Consider the following 18993-nt stretch of genomic DNA (forward strand, 5'->3'; position numbering starts at 1 on the left):
CTACAGGGATCGCATTCCAATGTAGGAGCTGTCGAGTGAAACGAGGCTGCGATCTTTTGATCTTCAAGGACACAGGAACATCGACTGCTATGCTGGTTTGACCGTGTTGCATCGACGTTGAGCGCCAGTCAAGAGAGAGCCCGTCATGTCCCAGTTGCCGTCCTTGAGCCAGTTACGCGACCCCAATGCCTTCCTTCGCCGCCACCTCGGGCCCGATGCCGCCGAGCAACAGGCGATGCTCGACAGCCTCGGCCTCGGCAGCCGGGTCGAGTTGATCGAGCAGACGGTGCCGCCGGGAATCCGCCTGAACAGGCCGCTCGACCTGCCACCTGCGCTCGACGAAGAAGCGGCGTTGGCCAAACTGCGCGGTTACGCCGAGCAAAACCAGGTCTGGACCAGCCTGATCGGCATGGGTTACCACGGCACCCTCACGCCGACCGTCATTGTGCGCAACGTGCTGGAAAATCCCGGTTGGTACACCGCGTACACACCGTATCAACCAGAGATCGCCCAAGGCCGGCTCGAAGCGCTGCTGAACTTCCAGCAATTGACCATCGACCTCACGGGCCTGGAACTGGCCAACGCCTCGCTGCTGGACGAAGCCACGGCGGCGGCGGAAGCCATGGCATTGGCCAAGCGTGTCGCCAAGTCCAGAAGCAATCTGTTCTTCGTTGACGAAAACTGTCATCCGCAAACCATTTCCGTGGTGCAGACCCGGGCAGAAGGGTTCGGCTTCGAGCTGATCATCGACTCTGTGGATAACTTGAAACAGCACCAGGTGTTCGGCGCGCTTCTGCAATATCCCGACACCCACGGCGAGATCCGCGATCTTCGTCCGTTGATCGATCATCTGCATTCACAGCAAGCCTTGGCGTGTGTCGCAACCGATCTGCTGAGTCTGCTGTTACTGACGCCGCCGGGGGAGTTGGGCGCCGACGTGGTGTTCGGTTCATCCCAACGTTTCGGCGTACCCATGGGTTACGGTGGGCCTCACGCGGCGTTTTTTGCCAGTCGCGATGAGTACAAACGGGCAATTCCCGGGCGGATCATCGGTGTGTCGAAAGATGCTCGCGGCAACGTCGCTTTGCGCATGGCCCTGCAAACCCGCGAGCAACATATTCGCCGGGAGAAAGCCAATTCGAACATTTGCACCGCTCAGGTGCTGCTGGCCAACATTGCCAGTTTCTATGCGGTCTACCACGGTCCGGAAGGGCTCAAACGCATTGCCCAGCGCGTCCATCGACTGACCAGCATCCTCGCCGTTGGCCTGGAGCGCCACGGCATCACCCGCCTCAACACACACTTTTTCGACACGCTGACGCTGGAGGTCGGTGGTACTCAGACGGCAATCATCGAAAGTGCCCAGGCGGCGCAGATCAACTTGCGAATCCTCGGGCGTGGGCAGTTGGGGCTGAGCCTCGACGAAACCTCTGACGAGTCCACCGTCGCGAAGTTGTTTGATGTGTTCCTCGGTGCCGATCATGGGCTCAACGTCGATGAACTGGACGCTGAAACCCTTGCTTCCGGCATTCCCGCAGGTCTTTTGCGTACCTCGCCTTATCTGCGCCACCCGGTGTTCAGCGCCCATCACAGCGAAACCGAGATGCTGCGCTACCTCAAACAACTGGAGAACAAGGACCTGGCGCTCAATCAATCGATGATCCCGCTGGGCTCCTGCACCATGAAGCTCAACGCTACCAGCGAGATGATCCCGATCACGTGGCCGCAGTTCGCCAACCTGCACCCGTTTGTGCCGAAAGAGCAGGCGGTCGGTTATTCGCTGATGATCGAAGAACTGGAGCGCTGGCTCTGCGCGATTACCGGTTTCGACGCGATCTGCATGCAACCCAACTCCGGGGCCCAAGGCGAATACGCCGGGTTGCTGGCGATTCGTAAATATCACGAGAGTCGTCATGAGGGCGCTCGGGATATTTGCCTGATCCCGTCCTCGGCCCACGGCACCAACCCGGCTTCGGCGCAGATGGCCGGCATGCGGGTGGTGATCGTCGAGTGCGACGAGGCGGGCAACGTTGATCTGGATGACCTCAAGGGCAAAGCCGCAGAGGCCGCAGACAAACTCGCCTGCCTGATGGCGACGTATCCTTCGACCCACGGCGTATACGAGGAAGGCATCAGCGAAATCTGCGAAGTTATCCACAGCCACGGCGGCCAGGTGTACATGGATGGCGCCAACCTCAACGCTCAGGTCGGACTGGCGCGCCCGGCGGACATTGGCGCCGACGTGTCCCACATGAACCTGCACAAGACTTTCTGCATTCCCCATGGTGGCGGCGGGCCGGGCATGGGGCCGATTGGTGTGCGGGCGCATCTGGCGCCGTTCGTGGCCAATCATCCGGTGGTACCGATCGAAGGGCCGCTGGCGCAAAACGGCGCGGTCAGCGCGGCGCCTTGGGGCAGTGCGAGCATCCTGCCGATCAGCTGGATGTACATCGCGATGATGGGACCGCAATTGGCGGATGCCAGTGAGGTGGCGATCCTCGCCGCGAATTATCTGGCGCAGCACTTGTCCGGTGCGTTTCCGGTGCTTTACACCGGGCGCAACGAGCGGGTGGCGCACGAATGCATTCTTGACCTGCGGCCACTCAAGGCGCTGACCGGGATCAGCGAGGAGGACGTGGCCAAGCGGCTGATGGATTATGGCTTCCATGCGCCGACCATGTCGTTTCCGGTGCCGGGGACGTTGATGGTGGAACCCACCGAAAGTGAATCGAAGGCAGAGCTGGACCGGTTTATCGGGGCGATGCTGAGTATCCGCGCGGAAATCACCGAGGTGCAGAATGGCAACTGGCCGGCAGATGACAACCCGCTGAAACGTTCGCCGCATACCCTGGCGGATATCACCGGGGTTTGGGAGCGGCCCTACAGCATCGAGCAGGCCGTGACGCCGGATGCTCACACCAAGGCGCATAAGTACTGGCCGGTGGTGAACCGGGTGGACAATGTTTACGGTGACCGCAATCTGTTTTGCGCGTGTGTACCGGTGGACGACTACCGCTGACCTCACGGGAAACACACAATCCAATGTGGGAGCGAGCTTGCTCGCGATAGCGGTGGATCAGTCGAAATCATCCATGACGGTCACACCGCTATCGCGAGCAAGCTCGCTCCCACAGGATTTTGTATTGGGCAAAAAAAAATGCCGCTCATGGGAGCGGCATTTTTGTTCAGCAGTAAATCTTAATTCGACGCGACGGCATTCTTCGCCAGGATCGCGTTCGCCAGTTCCATGTCCGTGGCCTGCAGGCCAGGGTTGTCGGCGCGGACTTTCTGCATCGCGGCCTCCAGGTATGGACCGCGAATGCCGCCGTCACTGGCGACAAAGCTGCCAGCATCGTCCTGGGCGGCAACGATCAGCTTGTGATCCTTGAAGGTCAGGTAGGTCGAACCGGTGGTCGCACCGGATGAGATGACGTTACGCCAAAAGCTATCGGCCATCGCCGAACCGACAGGAAGGGACAACAAGGCGATGGTAGCGACAGCAAGTTTGAGACGCATATTAGGTGACTCCACTGGGTTAACTACGGCGTTTGATTGCCAATCCCCCAATCGAGTTCCATAACGGCTCATTCAGCCGGTTCAACCAACAAAATAGCCCCTTGCTGCTCGACCACCCGAACGCGGCTACCCGCTGCGGCATCGGGCCCTCGGGCCATCCACACACCGTCGGCGACCTTGATCTTGCCGCTGCCGTCGACAATCGCTTCATGCACTACAAAGGTTTTACCAATCAGTTCCTGACCGCGCAGATTGAGGTTTGGCTGATCACTCATCCGCACCGCGCTGCGCTGGCGTCTCCACCAGTACAGGGCGGTGGCGATCGAAAGCAGGCCAAACAGCAGGAACTGCAACTCCCAGGACATGTCCGGCATTACAAAGGCCAGCACGCCAACGGCAGCGGCTGCCATGCCGATCCACAGCAAATAGCCGCCGGCGCCGAACACTTCGAGAATCAGCAGCACCGTGCCAAATGCCAGCCAGTCCCAGAACGAAAGATGCTGCAGGAATGCCCACATAACGTGCCTCAGGCTTTCTTGTTATCGAACGTGGCCTTGACGATTTCGCCGATGCCGCCGACTGCGCCGATCATCGAGCTGGCCTCGAGCGGCATCAGAATCACTTTACTGTTGTTGGCCGAGGCCAGTTTGCCCAGCGCATCGATGTACTTTTGCGCAACGAAGTAATTGACCGCCTGCACGTTGCCGCCTGCGATGGCTTCGGACACCACTTTGGTGGCCTGGGCTTCGGCTTCGGCTTGACGTTCACGGGCTTCGGCTTCGAGGAACGCTGCCTGACGACCCCCTTCGGCCTCCAGAATCTGCGCCTGCTTCTTGCCTTCGGCAGTCAGAATCGCCGCGGCACGCAGACCTTCGGCTTCAAGGATTTGCGCGCGCTTGATCCGCTCGGCTTTCATCTGCCCCGACATCGCAGCCATCAAGTCAGCCGGCGGGCTGATGTCCTTGATCTCGATCCGGGTGATCTTGATGCCCCACGGCGCCGTGGCTTCGTCGACGGTGCGCAGCAGTTTTTCGTTGATCCCGTCACGCTGGCTGAGCATCGCGTCCAGCTCCATGGAGCCGAGTACGGTACGAATGTTGGTTTGCAGCAGGTTGCGGATCGCGTGTTCGAGGTTGTTGACCTCGTAGGCAGCCTGGGCGGTGTTGACCACCTGGAAGAAGCACACGGCGTCGATCTGCACCGTGGCGTTATCGGCGGTGATGACTTCCTGGGGCGGAATATCCAGCACGCTTTCCATCACGTTGATCTTGCGACCGATGCGGTCCATCACCGGAATGATGATGTTCAGGCCGGGCTTGAGCGTGTTGGTGTAACGGCCGAAACGCTCGACGGTCCACTGGTAACCCTGAGGTACGACCTTGAAACCCATGAACAGAATGGCGACCACCAGGCCGACAAAAAGTAAAAGCACGCTTCCGATCTGCATAACGATTCCCTGTTAATCAATGAAATTTCGATCGCGGGAGTTTAGCGGCGTGAGTCGGGGATAAGAACAAGTTAGTCACCCCTGGCATCATCAGGAGACATAAAAGGTTTCATTTCTGCAATTGCCCCCTGTGGGCTGGAGCCGCGAGGGGTTGTTTGACACCATGGCCGATTGTTCTCGATGCACGGATGCTTCCCTTGGCTATTGGCGCAATACTTTATGTGGCTGTGTGGAATGTGGTGTTCCTGTCGTTTCTCGGCTTGCCCGCACTGTTGTTTGCGCTGTGCGTTCCCGCCTGGCGCCGACACATGTTGCGCCAGCCTCGCCGGTTCGGTGCGCTTGGGCTGGTCTGTTTGAGCGTTGTTGGCGCCATGTCATGCAAATACTGGCTCGACGCTGCCGACGATCGGGAGCGAAACCCGACACTTGAACAGGACGTTCAAGTCGAAGGCCTGCCGCTGCCAGCGGGCGCCAGGCTGCATCTGCGTACGGTCGACCCGCTGGATCAATACGACCAGCCACAAAGTCATGGTCTGCCCAGCCTCTTTGCCGCCGAGTTTTCTGCCCCGCACCCGATCAAGGGCGTCCACGTCACGGCGCTGGAAATGTATGGCGCCCCATATGTGAAACTGCGGCTGGCCAGCGATCAAGTCGTGGATGGCTGGCCTTGTGCGGGTGATACCTGGGTGACTTTCGACATCGACGACGAGACTCGCCTGCAACCTGAACGCTGGCGTTTCGAGTCCTGCACGCTGGTGGCGAACACCGAGCTGGGCGGGTTGACATGGCCGTCCGGCAGTCACGTTCGCCGTTACGGCGAGGAATACGAACTGAGGCCGTGGGGGGAACGCGAGCGGGTTGTCCTTCAAGGTATGCCGTTGTCCAGCCCGACCCTGACCGTGAAGCTGGATAAACAACAAAAAGCCGTGGGTTGGGAGGCGCAGCTAGACGAGAGGACAACCTTTGGTGATTGGCAATACCTGCGTCTGACGAGGGTGCGCCAAGACGCGCCGCACACGCTGATGTTCAGCCCGAACAAAGGAGATCCCGCCTACAACCTGCGCACGGGCGAAACGCAGAGTGCGGGTCACTCGATCCTGCAGCGCAGTCCGGACGGTGCAGTGTTATGGATCAAGCCCAATACCGGATTGGGCCTGGCCGACTGGTAGCGCAGCTATTTCTGCTCGCTCTGTGGTGTCACCCGCAGCACCTCCTCAATCGTCGTCAAACCCGCCGCCACTTTTTGCGCCCCTGACAATCGCAAACTGCGCATGCCTTCCTTGAACGCCTGACGCCGCACCGCCAGCAAATCGGTGTCGGGGTTGATCAGCGCTTTGACGCCGTCCGTCAGCTGCATGATTTCGTAGACCCCGGCGCGGCCGCGGTAACCGGTATCGCGGCATTCAAGGCAGCCGATGGCGCGATGTGCGTTGTTCGGCAACGGTGCCTGCCAGGGCCGGGTCAAGGTTTGCCAGTCTTCTTCACCCAGGGTCAGCGGCGCCTTGCAATGCGGGCACAAGGTGCGGACCAGGCGCTGGGCCATGACGCCGAGCACCGTGGCTTTGATCAGGTAATGCGGCACGCCCAGCTCCAGCAAGCGGCTGATCGCGCTCGGCGCATCGTTGGTGTGCAGCGTCGACAGCACCAAGTGGCCCGTGAGCGCAGCCTGGATTGCCATTTCAGCGGTTTCCAGATCACGGATCTCACCGATCATGATGATGTCCGGATCCTGTCGCATCAGCGCGCGCACACCGGCGGCAAAGGTCAGGTCGATGTTGTGCTGGACCTGCATCTGGTTGAACGCCGGCTCGACCATTTCGATCGGGTCTTCGATGGTGCAGAGGTTGACCTCCGGCGTCGCCAGTTTTTTCAGGGTGGTGTACAGCGTGGTGGTTTTGCCGGACCCGGTCGGGCCGGTGACCAGAATGATGCCGTTGGGCTGGGACGTCATGTCTTGCCAGCGGCGCAGGTCGTCGGCGGAGAAGCCCAACTGATCGAAATCCTTGAGCAGTACTTCCGGGTCGAAGATCCGCATGACCATTTTTTCGCCAAAAGCAGTAGGCAATGTCGACAGCCGCAGCTCGACTTCGCCACCGTCCGGGGTTTTGGTCTTGACCCGGCCATCCTGGGGTTTGCGTTTTTCCGCGACGTTCATCCGCCCGAGGCTTTTCAGGCGGCTGACGATCGCCATGGTCACTTGCGGCGGGAATTGATAGACGTTGTGCAGCACGCCGTCGATGCGAAAGCGCACCGTGCCTTGTTCACGTCGGGGTTCGATGTGGATGTCACTGGCGCGCTGCTGGAACGCGTACTGGAACAACCAGTCGACGATGTTGACGATGTGCGCGTCGTTGGCGTCCGGTTCCTGGTCGCTGGCGCCGAGGTTAAGCAGCTGCTCGAAATTGCCCAGGGTGTTCATCTGCTGATCAGCGTTGGTCGCGCCGCTGACCGATTTGGCCAGGCGGAAAAACTCCACGCTGAAGCGCTGGATGTCGACCGGGTTGGCGACCACACGCTTGATCGGCAGTTTCAGCACATGGGTCAGGTCGGCTTCCCAGCCGGTGACATAGGGCTGGGCGCTGGCCACGGTGACTGCGTCGCGGTCGATGGACACCGCAAGAATCTTGTGACGCTGGGCGAAGGCGTAGGACATCAGCGGCGTAATCGCCGCCACGTTGATTTTCAGCGGGTCGATGCGCAAGTAAGGCTGACCGGCCTGCTGCGACAGCCAAAGCGTCAGGCTTTCCAGGTCGAGGTGTTTACCGGGACGGCTGAGGTCGTCCAGGTGTTGGCTGGCGATGAATTCCAGCGGGTGCATCTGGCCATTGGCAGCGTGACGGCGTCGAGCATTGAGCGCGTGTTCGGCCGAGTCCTGACTAATAAAACCTTGGGCGACCAGTTCACGCAGCAAATCATTGAGATCCAGCCAGCGGTCCTGAATGGCAAGTTGAACGGACATGCGGGCTCCTCATGAACAACAGTTCGCAAAGGATAGTCGCGGACCCGCAGACCGTTGGGCCACTACCCGACGAAGCCGTGTCGAGTTTTTTCAGCCCGCCGCCTGAGCCGGTTCATCCCACGCGCAATCAGCTGCTTGCAGCTCAACCGAACAGACGCTGATCAGGTTACGTAATTTTTCCGCAATCACTTGGGCGCGGTGCCAGCTCAGGCCGTCCATCACGATGTCGATCGACAGCAGATCGTCCATCCGCTGCACGTTGACCTGTTGCGGCGTCAGAAACTGCAAAGCGAACAGGTTGAGCGCCCGGCACAGCAGATCCGGTTCGGCCTCGGCCAGCATTTGATAGTGAACGCGGCAGTGGGCGTTGCTGACGTTCCAGACATCGGCGCGGGTGTGTGGGGTGTTGACGGCTTCTAGATGCGGCATGGTAGGTCTCCAAAATCACTGGAGGAATTTTTACATTCGGTGCGGGGCATTTCTTATCTATTATTGGGCTTATTGGCGATTGTTTGAATTGCTTTATTCGGTAAGTTATCAATCAAAGGTTTTTTTATGCATAGCGCGCTGGATGGCTACGACCGCAAGATTCTCGCGTTGCTGCAAGAGGACGCTTCGCTCTCCAGTGCGCAGATTGCGGAACAGGTGGGGTTGTCGCAGTCGCCGTGCTGGCGGCGGATTCAGCGGATGAAGGAGGAGGGGATCATTCGGGGGCAGGTGACCTTGCTCGACCGGAAGAAAATCGGGCTCAACACGCAGATCTTTGCCGAAATCAAACTCAACGCTCACGGGCGTTCGAACTTCACCGAATTCACCGAGGCGATTCGCGGTTTTCCCGAAGTGCTGGAGTGTTATGTGCTGATGGGGTCGGTGGATTTCTTGCTGCGGATTGTGACGGCGGACATTGAGGCGTATGAGCGGTTTTTCTTCGAGAAGCTGTCGATGGTGCCGGGGATTCAGGAGGTGAATTCGATCGTGGCTTTGTCCGAAATCAAGTCCACGACGAGTTTGCCGGTGTTGCGGTAAAGCAAAAGATCGCAGCCTGCGGCAGCTCCTACAAGGAAATGCGTACACCTGTAGGAGCTGCCGCAGGCTGCGATCTTTTAGCTGTATTACATACGCAGCAGCATCTTCCACGCACGATTCTGATACACCGCAATCGCCTGCTGCTTGCGCGCATCCAGCGATTCATCGGTGATCGGCTCGTTCGCCAATTGAGCAAGCTGTTTGAGCTCGCCGTACAGGCGATCCATTTCCGGGATTTCCAGCACGCTGCGGGCGTGGTGCAACCAAGCCTGGATGCGCTCGATGCGCGGCAGTTGCTCGGCCAGGTCTTCCGGCTGTTGCTGGTAACGCTGCAGTTGCAGGGAGGTCGCTTCTTCACCCAGCAAGCGCGGCAACCAGCTGCCCAATTGCGCAGCGCCCTGGCGATTGCCACGGACGTTGCGATCGGCAGCCCAGGTGCGGGCCAGCAACCAGCGTGAAGTGTTCAGCGAGAACAAGCCCCAACGCGGATCTTCCAGTTCTTCGAGGAACTGCTCCGGCGCGGCTTTGCGCACGTCTTCGTCGTCGACACCGGCTTGCACCAGCGGACGCCAGTCTTCGAGCAAGGCATCCAGCGCGACGCGCAGATCGTGCGTCGACTGACGTGGCGCGGCTTGGCCCAGGCTGCTCAGCAACGCGCGCAACTCAGCCAGGTTTTCGACCCAGTCTTGCAACAGGCGCCAGTGGCCATTGAAGCGATACTGCTCGGCCAGACGCTGGCTGCTGCTCAGCAAGTGCCAGCTCAGCGCGGCGAAAGCGTCGTCCAGCGGGGTTTCAGCGGTGATCTGTGGCGCTGGCAGGCTCAACGAGTAGCTGTTGGCGTCGTACAAGCGATAACCGCGCTCGGCCTTGCTGATGTCACACGGCATCAGGGCCAGGGTCGCGGCCAGTTCGGCGGCCAGTTCCAGCAGAGCGGCCGGCTCGCCTTCGCGCAGTTCAAGTTCCAGCTCGCAGATTTCTTCTTTCTGCTTGCCGACCACCACGTGGCCGAGGTCCAGTGCAGCTTCGATGACCACTTTGGTCTTGCCACGGCCCCAGGCGATTTCAGCGCGTTCGCGGACGAAATCGGTGGTGAAGATCGCCTTCAGGGTTTTCTTGTCCAGCTCGGCCAACTCTTCAGGCCAGCATTCGCCGTCGAGTTTCTTCACGTCGAGCTTGGCTTTGGGCAGGTTCCAGTCGTATTCGTTACGCACGGACAGACCGGCAACGCTCTGGCCGCGGGTCTTGAGGGTCTGAATCACTTCTTCGCCATCGCGGCGCAGGCGCAGGGCAACCTTGGCGCGGGCCAGGTCGCGCTCAGGCGTGTCGAAGTACTGGTTCATCAACTCACGGCGTTCCCAGCCACTTTTGTTGCGTTTTTTCAGGAGCGGGTGCTCGCGCAGGGCAGCGAGAGTTTCTCGGCTGACGCGGAGTTTGATTTCGGTTTCTTTCTGCATGGCCGGAAAATCCAGGATCGGGAGCGCAGCCGGGGGGAATGTGTGGCTGCCAAGGTCGTGCAGTGTACAGGACTCATCCGAGATAGGGTCTGTTGACGCTTGGTGACTGCCGCGACAGGCCCACCTTGGCGCAGGGCTGCGTTGCTCGGAACTCATTTGGGACAACCAAACCACGTTCCTCGCGCCTTGCCCTGCACCAAGGGGGGCTCCGTCTCGGCAGTCACCAAGCGTCAACAGACCCTACCCGCGCCGCGGCGGTTTATTCCTGTCGCCGGATGGTTCTATGATGGAGTTCAAATCGGGATTTGGGAGTCAGCGATGCCTTTGCCGTCCATGAAAGATCAGTTCGCTGCGCTGATCGCTGCGCCGTCCGTCAGCTGTACGCAGGCCAGCCTCGATCAAACCAACCGTCCGGTGATTGATTTGCTGGCGACGTGGCTCGGCGATCTGGGTTTCACCTGCGACATCCAGCAGGTCAGCCCCGGCAAATTCAACCTGCTGGCCAGTTTCGGTTCCGGCCCCGGTGGCCTGGTGCTGGCCGGTCACAGTGACACGGTGCCGTTTGATGGCGCGCTGTGGCAGACCGATCCTTTGAAGCTGACCGAAGTCGACGGCCGCTGGGTGGGGCTGGGCAGTTGCGACATGAAGGGCTTTTTCGCGCTGGCCATCGAAGCCGTCATACCTCTGCTCGATCAGCCGTTCAAGCAGCCGCTGTTGATCCTCGCCACTTGCGATGAAGAAAGCTCGATGTCCGGCGCCCGCGCCTTGGCCGAAGCCGGGCGTCCGTTGGGTCGTGCGGCGGTGATCGGCGAGCCGACCGGGCTGAAGCCGATCCGCATGCATAAAGGCATCATGATGGAGCGCATCGACATCCTCGGTCAGAGCGGCCACTCCTCTGATCCGCGCCTTGGCCACAGCGCTCTTGAAGCCATGCACGATGCCATCGGTGAACTGCGCGGTTTGCGGTTGGCGTGGCAGCGCGAATTCCGTAATCCACAGTTCAGCGTGCCGACGCCGACCCTGAATTTCGGCTGCATTCATGGCGGCGATAATCCCAACCGTATTTGCGGCCAGTGTTCGCTGGAGTTTGATCTGCGCCCGTTACCGGGCATGGACCCCAATGCCCTGCGCGCGGAGATTCTGCAGAAGCTCAAGCCCATTGCCGAGTGGCATCAGGTGAAGATCGATTACGCACCGCTGTTCCCCGCAGTGCCGCCGTTCGAGCAGGCCGAGGATGCAGAATTGGTCCGGGTCGCGGAAAAGCTCACCGGCCATCGTGCCGAAGCAGTGGCGTTCGGCACCGAAGCGCCTTATCTTCAGCGTCTTGGCTGCGAAACCCTGGTGCTCGGCCCTGGCGACATCGCCTGTGCGCACCAACCGGGGGAATACCTCGAAATGTCACGTTTGCAGCCTACGGTGCATCTATTACGTCAACTGATTGAACATTACTGCCTGACACCGGCCAATACGCCAATGCCAGTCAATTGAGCACAGATCCATGTGGGAGCGAGCTTGCTCGCGATGGCGATAGGTCAGTCAACATCGATATTGACTGTGATGGCCTCATCGCGAGCAAGCTCGCTCCCACAGGTTCTGTGTTTTGACTAACTAACCGTATAAATTGCCGGTGTCCCAACCCGTATTCATGAGGAGAGCGCGCGTGTCGCCAAGCCTGTTCCGACGATAACCATCAGCCCGCTGTGCGTTTTTCTGTTTCGCCCATTTTTTGGCTGCTATTTATTACAGGCCCAGGTTCATGCCCGAATACGTTAATTGGCTTCGTCACGCTTCGCCTTACATCAACGCCCACCGCGATTGCACCTTCGTCGTCATGTTGCCCGGCGACGGCGTGGAGCACCCGAACTTCGGCAATATCGTCCACGACCTGGTGCTGTTGCACAGCCTGGGCGTGCGATTGGTGCTGGTTCACGGTTCCCGTCCGCAAATTGAAACCCGCCTGGCTGCGCGCGGCCTGACCCCGCATTACCACCACGGCATGCGCATCACCGATGCCGCAACGCTGGAGTGTGTGATCGATGCGGTTGGCCAGCTGCGCATCGCCATCGAAGCGCGGCTGTCCATGGACATGGCTTCATCGCCGATGCAGGGCTCGCGTCTGCGGGTGGCCAGCGGTAATTTGGTGACCGCACGACCGATCGGCGTGCTCGAAGGCGTCGACTATCACCACACCGGCGAAGTCCGTCGGGTCGATCGCAAGGGCATCAATCGTCTGTTGGATGAACGCTCCATCGTGCTGCTGTCGCCGCTGGGTTACTCGCCGACCGGTGAGATTTTCAACCTCGCCTGTGAAGACGTCGCCACCCGCGCGGCTATCGATCTGGGAGCGGACAAGCTGCTGTTGTTCGGCGCCGACCTGGGTTTGATCGATGAAAACGGTCGCCTGGTTCGTGAGTTGCGTCCGCAACAGGTGCCGGCGCATCTGCAGCGCCTGGGCAGCAACTATCAAGCTGAGCTGTTGGATGCGGCCGCTGAGGCCTGTCGCGGCGGCGTGGCTCGCAGTCATATTGTCAGCTACGCCGAAAACGGCGCGCTGCTGACCGAACTGTTCACCCGTGACGGTGGCGGTACGCTGGTGGCCCAGGAACAATTCGAGATTGTGCGCGAAGCGGCGATTGAAGACGTCGGAGGTTTGCTGGATTTGATCAGCCCGCTGGAAGAGCAAGGCATTCTGGTGCGCCGTTCCCGCGAGGTGCTGGAGCGTGAGATCGAGCAGTTCAGTGTGGTCGAACGCGAAGGCATGATCATCGCGTGTGCGGCGCTGTATCAGATTGCTGATTCGGATGCGGGGGAGTTGGCGTGTCTGGCGGTGAACCCGGAATACCGCCATGGCGGTCGTGGTGATGAGCTGCTGGAGCGCATCGAAACCCGCGCCCGGGCGCAGGGGCTGAAAACTTTGTTCGTACTGACGACCCGGACCGCTCACTGGTTTCGCGAGCGTGGGTTTGTGCCGAGCAGTGTTGAACGTCTGCCATCAGCGCGGGCGTCGCTGTACAACTATCAGCGTAATTCGAAGATCTTCGAAAAAACCCTCTGACCCGGCTCTGACCGTTCCTACGCAAAGCGTGGGAACGGTCAATGATCATTAATCCTGCACAAACTTCGCGCTGACATACGGCGAATAATCCGGCAACACCGTTTCAACCTTCCCTTGTTCCTTCAAGAACTTTGCCGTCTCGCCAATCGCCTTGGCCGTGCCGCCGTCCAGCATCGCGGTGGTCTGTTGGGCTTTAGCATCCGGGAAGGTGGAACCGGCCAGCAACTCCGGCACATCAACGGCATTGGCACCGGTCAGTTTGGCGATTTTTTGCACCGGTACCGAGTCAGCAGTCCAGCTGTCTTTATGCGCGGCATAGTCGGCGAACGAGTCCAGTGTGACCTTGGCAAATTTGGCCACAACTTCCGGGTGCTTCTCGGCGTAATCCTTGCGTGCGACCCAGACTTCGAAGGTCGGTGCACCCCATTGGCCGACCTGTGCCGCGTCGGTCAAGGTCTTGCCGGTCTTGCGAATTTCCCCCAGCGCGGGTGACCAGACAAACGCACTATCGATGTCACCACGCTTCCACGCCGCCGCGATTTCCGCCGGTTGCAAATTCACCACTTTGACTTTCGAGGCGTCCAGGCCCCAGTGCTTCAACGCACCCAGCAAACTGTAGTGGGAGGTTGAAACGAAGGGTGTGGCGATGGTCTTGCCGATCAGATCTTCCGGTTTATCGATGCCGCTGCCGTTACGCACCACCAGTGCTTCAGCGGCATTGATCTGGGCGGAAACAATGAACGCAACGATCGGCAGATTGCGCGAAGCAGCGGCTGCCAGCGGACTGGAGCCGAGGTTGCCAATCTGCACATCGCCGGAAGCAATGGCCGTAACCACTTCCGGGCCACTATTGAAACGACGCCAGTCAATTTTCTGGCCTAGGGTTTTCTCGTACAGTCCGTCTGCCTGGGGGACTTTGCTGGGGTCGATACCGGTTTGATAGCCGATCGTGAGGTTCGCCGCGTGAGCGCTAAAAGATATTATTAGCGATACACAAACTGTAACAATTGGACCGGATAGTGCGCGTTTGGTTGTCATGCCGCTGCCTTCGATAGGGATTGATCGTGAATTGCATCAAAGCTAATCGATCTAAAAAAAGGCTAACAAATACCATTTAGGAATTAGCTTATGAGCCGGCACCCGTGTCCCGGCTGAAGGGGAAATGCGGAGCTAAATTCCTAAACGGTATGAAAAAGAATTGGGTGATTCTTTTTGGGTTTATGGCCCGGCAAGGAAGGAATTTATTGGGGATTAGACCATGGTCGTAGACACACAAAGTTACGATTGACTTGTGGGTCACGGTCTGGCGCTAATCGCGGATCTTAGGAGCCCGGGCATACGACCCAGGACCAGGAACACAAGAATTAGAAACGATAGGAGCGAAACAATGAACAAGTCCACCTTGGCTCTGGGCGTGGCTGTGGCCGTCGGGGTTCTGGCGCAGCAAGCAGGCGCCGCAGGTTTCATCGAAGACAGTAAAGCTTCCGTCAGCTCTCGCACCATGTATTACAACGACGATAACCGCGATGCCGGTGGCACCGATCAGAGAGAGACCGCTGAAGGCCTCAAGTTCGATTATCTGTCCGGTTTCACCCAAGGTACTGTCGGCTTCGGTATCGACGCCCAGGCCCTCGTAGGTATCCATCTGGACGGCGGCAAGGGTCACCACCCAGCCAACAACAACACGTTCTTCCCAAGCGACACCGATGGTTCGGCTGTGGACGAGTGGAGCCGTGCGGCGGCTAACGTCAAGGCCCGCTTCTCGAAGACCGAAGCCCACCTGGGTGGCGCTTTGCAACCGAACATGCCGATTCTGGTAGCGAACGACAGCCGCCTGCTGCCGCAGACCTTTGACGGTGGCACCATCACCTCGAAGGAAATCGACAACGTGACCCTCAACGCGGGTCAGTTGGAGCACTCGGCGGGGCGCGCCTCTTCAAACTCCACCGGCCTGGCAGTGGCTGGCGGTACTCAGGACAGCAACCAGTTCCGTTACGCCGGTGCTGACTGGAAGGTCACCAAAGACCTGACCCTGCAGTACTACCACTCGAATCTGAAGGATTACTACAAGCAGGACTTCCTGGGCTTGATTCACGTTTTTCCGATCGACGCCAAACAGTCCTTCAAGACAGACCTGCGCTATTTTGACAGCAGCTCCGATGGCAAGAACGGCGACCTCGGGTACCGCTTCAACAACAACGGTGGTTTCGCCAAGAACCCGGGCGAGGTCGATAACAAGACCTGGAGCGCCATGTTCACCTACACCCTGGGTGGTAACGCCTTCCTGCTTGGTCACCAACGGGTCAATGATGACGGCGGTTTCGTCTATCTGAACCAGGGCAACGTGGTTGACGGCAATGGTCGTCCAGAAGCGAACGGAGGCGCGAGCTTCTACCTGTTCACTGACTCCATGATCAATGGTTTCGTCCGTGCCGGTGAAAACACCACTTTCGGTCAGTACTCCTACGATTTCGCCGCTGCAGGTGTACCGGGTCTGAAAGCGTCCGTGGCTTACTTGAAGGGCGAAAACATCAAATCCGCAACCGGTGGCAGCGATGCGTCCGAGTGGGAGCGCGATATGCGGGTGGACTACACCATTCAGCAGGGCGCGCTCAAAGGCTTGGGTGCAACGGTGCGTCATGGCGTCTACCGTGGCGACGCAGCCGGTCTTGCCGACAAGGACCAGACTCGTCTGATCTTCAACTACACCTACAGCTTCCTGTAAAAGCCACAAGGAAAAGCCTCGCCAGCAAGCGAGGCTTTTTTATGGTTTTCAATATTCCAAATAGAGCTTACATGGTAATTTTTTATTCTTTTTGGCTTTTAGGCCAAACGCCTAAAGTGGCCAGCTTACGAGCCGATACCTTGTGTCCCGACTCAGAGTAATAGCACGAAGCTATATTCCTGAATGGCATGAAAAATAATGAAATAATTCTTTTTGTGTTTATTATGCGGGCCAAAATCACAGGGGTCAGGCCATCGCTGTAGTCATACGGTCTGGCACTCAAAGAGCATTTCAGGATCCAGGGCATTCGACCCGGGACCTCAAAAATTAGAAACGATAGGAGCGAACCAATGAACAAGTCCACCTTGGCCCTGGCTGTGGCCGTAGGGGTTTTGGCGCAGCAAGCAGGCGCCGCCGGTTTCATCGAAGACAGCAAAGCTACTTTGGGGCTGCGTAACTTCTACATCAACACCGATAACCGTAGCGGTGCTGCCGATCCAAGCAGAAACGAAGAATGGGGCCAAGGCTTCGATCTGCGCTTCATCTCCGGCTACACCCAAGGTACCGTCGGCTTCGGTATCGATGCTATCGGCCTGCTGGGTGTGCGTCTGGATTCGGGTGGCGGCACTAATGGCAACGTTAACGCCGATGGCTCCGCTGGTAACGCTTATGGCGGCACTGTGTTCCCGAGCAAGTCCAACGGCGAAGCGGTTGATAATTTCTCCAGCCTGGGCCTGACTGCCAAAGCCAAGATCTCCCAGACTGAACTGAAGCTGGGTACCTTGCAGCCAAAACTGCCGGTGATCGTGACCAACGACGGTCGTCTGCTGCCACAAACCTTCCAGGGCGGTCAGATCACTTCGGGCGAGATCAAGGACCTGACACTGGTCGGTGGTCAGATCGAACACGCCAAGGGTCGTAACTCCAGCAACAACGAAGAGTTGTCGATTGTTGGTGCGAACGCTCGCACGGCTGCTGGTCGTGACAGCAACAAGTTCATCTACGGTGGTGGCGACTACAAAATCACCAAAGACCTGACTGCCCAGTACTACTACGGCAACCTGGAAGATTTCTACAAACAACACTTCCTGGGTCTGGTTCACAACTGGTCAATCGGTCCTGGTGTATTGAAGTCTGACTTGCGTTACTTCAACAGCTCCGATGATGGTGCCAACGGCCACGACCCGGCTTACTTCAGCGCCGGTAACTACCAAGGCTTCAGAGCGGGTAAAGGCAAGGTCGACAACAACCTGTACAGCGGCTTGTTCCTGTACACCGTTGCCGGTCACACCTTCGGTGGCGGTTACCAGGTCAGCAACGGTAGCAGCGATTTCCCTTACTTGAACCAGGGTGACGGCGCGTCGGCTTACCTGACTACCGACATGCAGATCCAGAAGTTCGCCCGTGCCGGCGAACGTACCTGGCAAGCTCGCTACTCGTATGACTTCGCCAAGGTTGGCCTGCCAGGCGCTACTGCCGGCATCGTTTACCTGCGCGGTGACAACATCGACACCATCGCCAACACCGCCGCTCACCCGGTTTCCGGTAGTGGCCGCTCCGAGTGGGAACGCGACCTGACCCTGGCGTACGTAGTCCAGGAAGGCCCACTGAAAAACCTGGGCCTCACGTGGAAAAACGCCATGTGGCGCAGCGACGTCCCAGGCCAACGCGACCAGGACGAAAACCGTCTGATCGTCAGCTACTCGATCCCGCTGTTGTAATAGCACTCGCGTAACTGAGGTAAAAAAAGCCCCGCCCGGCATCTCGCCGGGCGGGGCTTTTGCGTTTTCAAGTCAGGCTCACCCCCGTAAACCCTCCTCGAAGTTTCCCTCTTTGTGCAGCAACTCAAGGCCTTCTCGAACCTTGTGGGCGATGGTCGTCCTGACCGCTGCCGACGTCCAGTGAACACATTTTTAATATTCATTTACGATCTAAACAAATCGATATTTATTCTTTTTAATGAATAAGAAATGCAGGCACAGTTGACCTCAACAAGCACTCATCAGGAGCAGCACCATGAGCCTCAGACTGGGCGATATCGCCCCCGACTTTGAACAGGATTCCAGCGCCGGCACCCTCCGTTTCCACGAATGGCTGGGCGATAGCTGGGGCGTGCTGTTTTCCCACCCGGCGGACTTCACCCCGGTATGCACCACGGAGTTGGGCTTCACTGCCAAGCTCAAGGACGAATTTGCCCAACGCGGTGTGAAAGCCATTGCCCTGTCCGTAGACCCGGTGGACTCGCACCACAGGTGGATCGAAGACATCAACGAAACCCAGAACACCCTCGTCAACTTCCCGATCCTGGCCGACGCCGACCGCAAGGTTTCGGACCTCTACGACCTGATCCATCCAAATGCCAACGACACCCTGACCGTGCGTTCGCTGTTCGTGATCGACCCGAACAAAAAGGTTCGGCTGACCATTACCTACCCGGCGAGCACCGGCCGTAACTTCCATGAAATCCTGCGAGTGATCGACTCGCTGCAACTCACCGACAATTACAAGGTGGCCACCCCGGCCAACTGGCAGGACGGTGATGAAGTAGTGATCGTGCCGTCACTCAAGGACGAAGACGAAATCAAGAAACGCTTTCCCAAGGGCTATCGCGCGGTGAAACCGTACCTGCGTCTGACGCCACAACCGAATCGTTGAAGGACGATCGTTCCCACGCTCCGCGTGGGAATGCCTCTAGGGACGCTCCGCGTCCAGTGACGCGGAGCGTCACGGGCTGCATTACCACGCGGAGCGTGGGAACGATCACCACAAAGCAGGGGATTTCAGGTCGTTTTTACGGCCTGTTTTTTTGCC

Annotated in this window: 15 protein-coding genes; 8 read left to right on the plus strand and 7 right to left on the minus strand. The window is 58.7% G+C overall.

What is annotated here, in order from left to right; translation table 11 throughout:
* Positions 1–145 precede the first annotated feature (145 nt).
* A complete protein-coding gene (gcvP, locus tag ACMXYJ_RS02670) occupies positions 146–3019 on the plus strand; it encodes an aminomethyl-transferring glycine dehydrogenase (protein ID WP_415758683.1) in 2874 nt (957 codons plus the stop codon).
* A gap of 179 nt (positions 3020–3198) precedes the next feature.
* Here the strand turns inward: gcvP and ACMXYJ_RS02675 are convergent, their stop codons facing one another.
* From ACMXYJ_RS02675 to ACMXYJ_RS02685, 3 genes are all read right to left on the minus strand, one after another.
* Positions 3199–3516: a DUF2388 domain-containing protein gene (locus ACMXYJ_RS02675; protein ID WP_283182111.1), complete on the minus strand. Its 318-nt coding sequence runs from the start codon at positions 3514–3516 to the stop codon at positions 3199–3201.
* 68 nt (positions 3517–3584) lie between these two features.
* Positions 3585–4034 carry an NfeD family protein gene (locus ACMXYJ_RS02680; RefSeq protein WP_415758684.1) on the minus strand — a complete coding sequence of 150 codons (450 nt, stop codon included), beginning with the start codon at positions 4032–4034 and terminating at the stop codon, positions 3585–3587.
* 8 nt (positions 4035–4042) lie between these two features.
* Positions 4043–4963 (minus strand): SPFH domain-containing protein, encoded by a 921-nt coding sequence (locus tag ACMXYJ_RS02685; RefSeq protein WP_008150402.1) that lies wholly within the window; start codon positions 4961–4963, stop codon positions 4043–4045.
* 188 nt (positions 4964–5151) lie between these two features.
* Here ACMXYJ_RS02685 and ACMXYJ_RS02690 point away from each other — a divergent pair, with 188 nt between their 5' ends.
* On the plus strand, positions 5152–6132 hold the full coding sequence (locus ACMXYJ_RS02690) for a hypothetical protein (RefSeq protein WP_415758685.1): 981 nt from the start codon (positions 5152–5154) through the stop codon (positions 6130–6132).
* Positions 6133–6137: 5 nt separating this feature from the next.
* Here the strand turns inward: ACMXYJ_RS02690 and ACMXYJ_RS02695 are convergent, their stop codons facing one another.
* Both ACMXYJ_RS02695 and ACMXYJ_RS02700 read right to left on the minus strand, forming a co-directional pair.
* Positions 6138–7922 carry a GspE/PulE family protein gene (locus tag ACMXYJ_RS02695; RefSeq protein ID WP_415758686.1) on the minus strand — a complete coding sequence of 595 codons (1785 nt, stop codon included), beginning with the start codon at positions 7920–7922 and terminating at the stop codon, positions 6138–6140.
* A 90-nt stretch (positions 7923–8012) separates the two neighbouring features.
* Positions 8013–8351 carry a hypothetical protein gene (locus tag ACMXYJ_RS02700; RefSeq protein WP_046045136.1) on the minus strand — a complete coding sequence of 113 codons (339 nt, stop codon included), beginning with the start codon at positions 8349–8351 and terminating at the stop codon, positions 8013–8015.
* Positions 8352–8477: 126 nt separating this feature from the next.
* Between ACMXYJ_RS02700 and ACMXYJ_RS02705 the strand changes: the two genes are divergently transcribed.
* On the plus strand, positions 8478–8948 hold the full coding sequence (locus ACMXYJ_RS02705) for an Lrp/AsnC family transcriptional regulator (RefSeq protein ID WP_415758687.1): 471 nt from the start codon (positions 8478–8480) through the stop codon (positions 8946–8948).
* A gap of 86 nt (positions 8949–9034) precedes the next feature.
* Here ACMXYJ_RS02705 and ACMXYJ_RS02710 read toward each other — a convergent pair whose 3' ends face one another.
* Positions 9035–10402, minus strand: coding sequence for an inorganic triphosphatase (locus ACMXYJ_RS02710; protein ID WP_415758688.1), 1368 nt, complete (start codon positions 10400–10402; stop codon positions 9035–9037).
* Between the two features lie 318 nt (positions 10403–10720).
* On the opposite strand from ACMXYJ_RS02710, the gene argE reads away from it, so the two are divergent.
* Positions 10721–11890: an acetylornithine deacetylase gene (argE, locus tag ACMXYJ_RS02715; protein ID WP_415758689.1), complete on the plus strand. Its 1170-nt coding sequence runs from the start codon at positions 10721–10723 to the stop codon at positions 11888–11890.
* A gap of 268 nt (positions 11891–12158) precedes the next feature.
* On the plus strand, positions 12159–13457 hold the full coding sequence (gene argA, locus ACMXYJ_RS02720) for an amino-acid N-acetyltransferase (protein ID WP_008150423.1): 1299 nt from the start codon (positions 12159–12161) through the stop codon (positions 13455–13457).
* 48 nt (positions 13458–13505) lie between these two features.
* Here argA and tauA read toward each other — a convergent pair whose 3' ends face one another.
* Positions 13506–14495, minus strand: a complete 990-nt coding sequence (gene tauA / locus ACMXYJ_RS02725) for a taurine ABC transporter substrate-binding protein (RefSeq protein ID WP_415758690.1) — start codon at positions 14493–14495, stop codon at positions 13506–13508.
* Positions 14496–14844: 349 nt separating this feature from the next.
* Between tauA and ACMXYJ_RS02730 the strand changes: the two genes are divergently transcribed.
* From ACMXYJ_RS02730 to ACMXYJ_RS02740, 3 genes are all read left to right on the plus strand, one after another.
* Complete coding sequence (locus ACMXYJ_RS02730) at positions 14845–16182, plus strand: OprD family porin (RefSeq protein WP_415758691.1); 1338 nt, start codon at positions 14845–14847, stop codon at positions 16180–16182.
* Between the two features lie 350 nt (positions 16183–16532).
* On the plus strand, positions 16533–17903 hold the full coding sequence (locus ACMXYJ_RS02735; protein WP_415758692.1) for an OprD family porin: 1371 nt from the start codon (positions 16533–16535) through the stop codon (positions 17901–17903).
* Between the two features lie 295 nt (positions 17904–18198).
* The gene (locus ACMXYJ_RS02740) at positions 18199–18837 is read left to right on the plus strand and encodes a peroxiredoxin (protein ID WP_415758693.1); all 639 of its coding nucleotides are present in this window, start codon (positions 18199–18201) and stop codon (positions 18835–18837) included.
* Positions 18838–18993 lie beyond the last annotated feature (156 nt).

It is taken from the genome of Pseudomonas arabinosi (genome assembly GCF_047758675.1).
Lineage (GTDB): Bacteria > Pseudomonadota > Gammaproteobacteria > Pseudomonadales > Pseudomonadaceae > Aquipseudomonas > Aquipseudomonas arabinosi.

Coding starts and splice junctions, on each gene's coding strand:
- gcvP (WP_415758683.1), top strand. CDS start 146: ATGTCCCAGTTGCCGTCCTTGAGCCAGTTACGCGACCCCAATGCCTTC.
- ACMXYJ_RS02675 (WP_283182111.1), bottom strand. CDS start 3,516: ATGCGTCTCAAACTTGCTGTCGCTACCATCGCCTTGTTGTCCCTTCCT.
- ACMXYJ_RS02680 (WP_415758684.1), bottom strand. CDS start 4,034: ATGTGGGCATTCCTGCAGCATCTTTCGTTCTGGGACTGGCTGGCATTT.
- ACMXYJ_RS02685 (WP_008150402.1), bottom strand. CDS start 4,963: ATGCAGATCGGAAGCGTGCTTTTACTTTTTGTCGGCCTGGTGGTCGCC.
- ACMXYJ_RS02690 (WP_415758685.1), top strand. CDS start 5,152: ATGCTTCCCTTGGCTATTGGCGCAATACTTTATGTGGCTGTGTGGAAT.
- ACMXYJ_RS02695 (WP_415758686.1), bottom strand. CDS start 7,922: ATGTCCGTTCAACTTGCCATTCAGGACCGCTGGCTGGATCTCAATGAT.
- ACMXYJ_RS02700 (WP_046045136.1), bottom strand. CDS start 8,351: ATGCCGCATCTAGAAGCCGTCAACACCCCACACACCCGCGCCGATGTC.
- ACMXYJ_RS02705 (WP_415758687.1), top strand. CDS start 8,478: ATGCATAGCGCGCTGGATGGCTACGACCGCAAGATTCTCGCGTTGCTG.
- ACMXYJ_RS02710 (WP_415758688.1), bottom strand. CDS start 10,402: ATGCAGAAAGAAACCGAAATCAAACTCCGCGTCAGCCGAGAAACTCTC.
- argE (WP_415758689.1), top strand. CDS start 10,721: ATGCCTTTGCCGTCCATGAAAGATCAGTTCGCTGCGCTGATCGCTGCG.
- argA (WP_008150423.1), top strand. CDS start 12,159: ATGCCCGAATACGTTAATTGGCTTCGTCACGCTTCGCCTTACATCAAC.
- tauA (WP_415758690.1), bottom strand. CDS start 14,495: ATGACAACCAAACGCGCACTATCCGGTCCAATTGTTACAGTTTGTGTA.
- ACMXYJ_RS02730 (WP_415758691.1), top strand. CDS start 14,845: ATGAACAAGTCCACCTTGGCTCTGGGCGTGGCTGTGGCCGTCGGGGTT.
- ACMXYJ_RS02735 (WP_415758692.1), top strand. CDS start 16,533: ATGAACAAGTCCACCTTGGCCCTGGCTGTGGCCGTAGGGGTTTTGGCG.
- ACMXYJ_RS02740 (WP_415758693.1), top strand. CDS start 18,199: ATGAGCCTCAGACTGGGCGATATCGCCCCCGACTTTGAACAGGATTCC.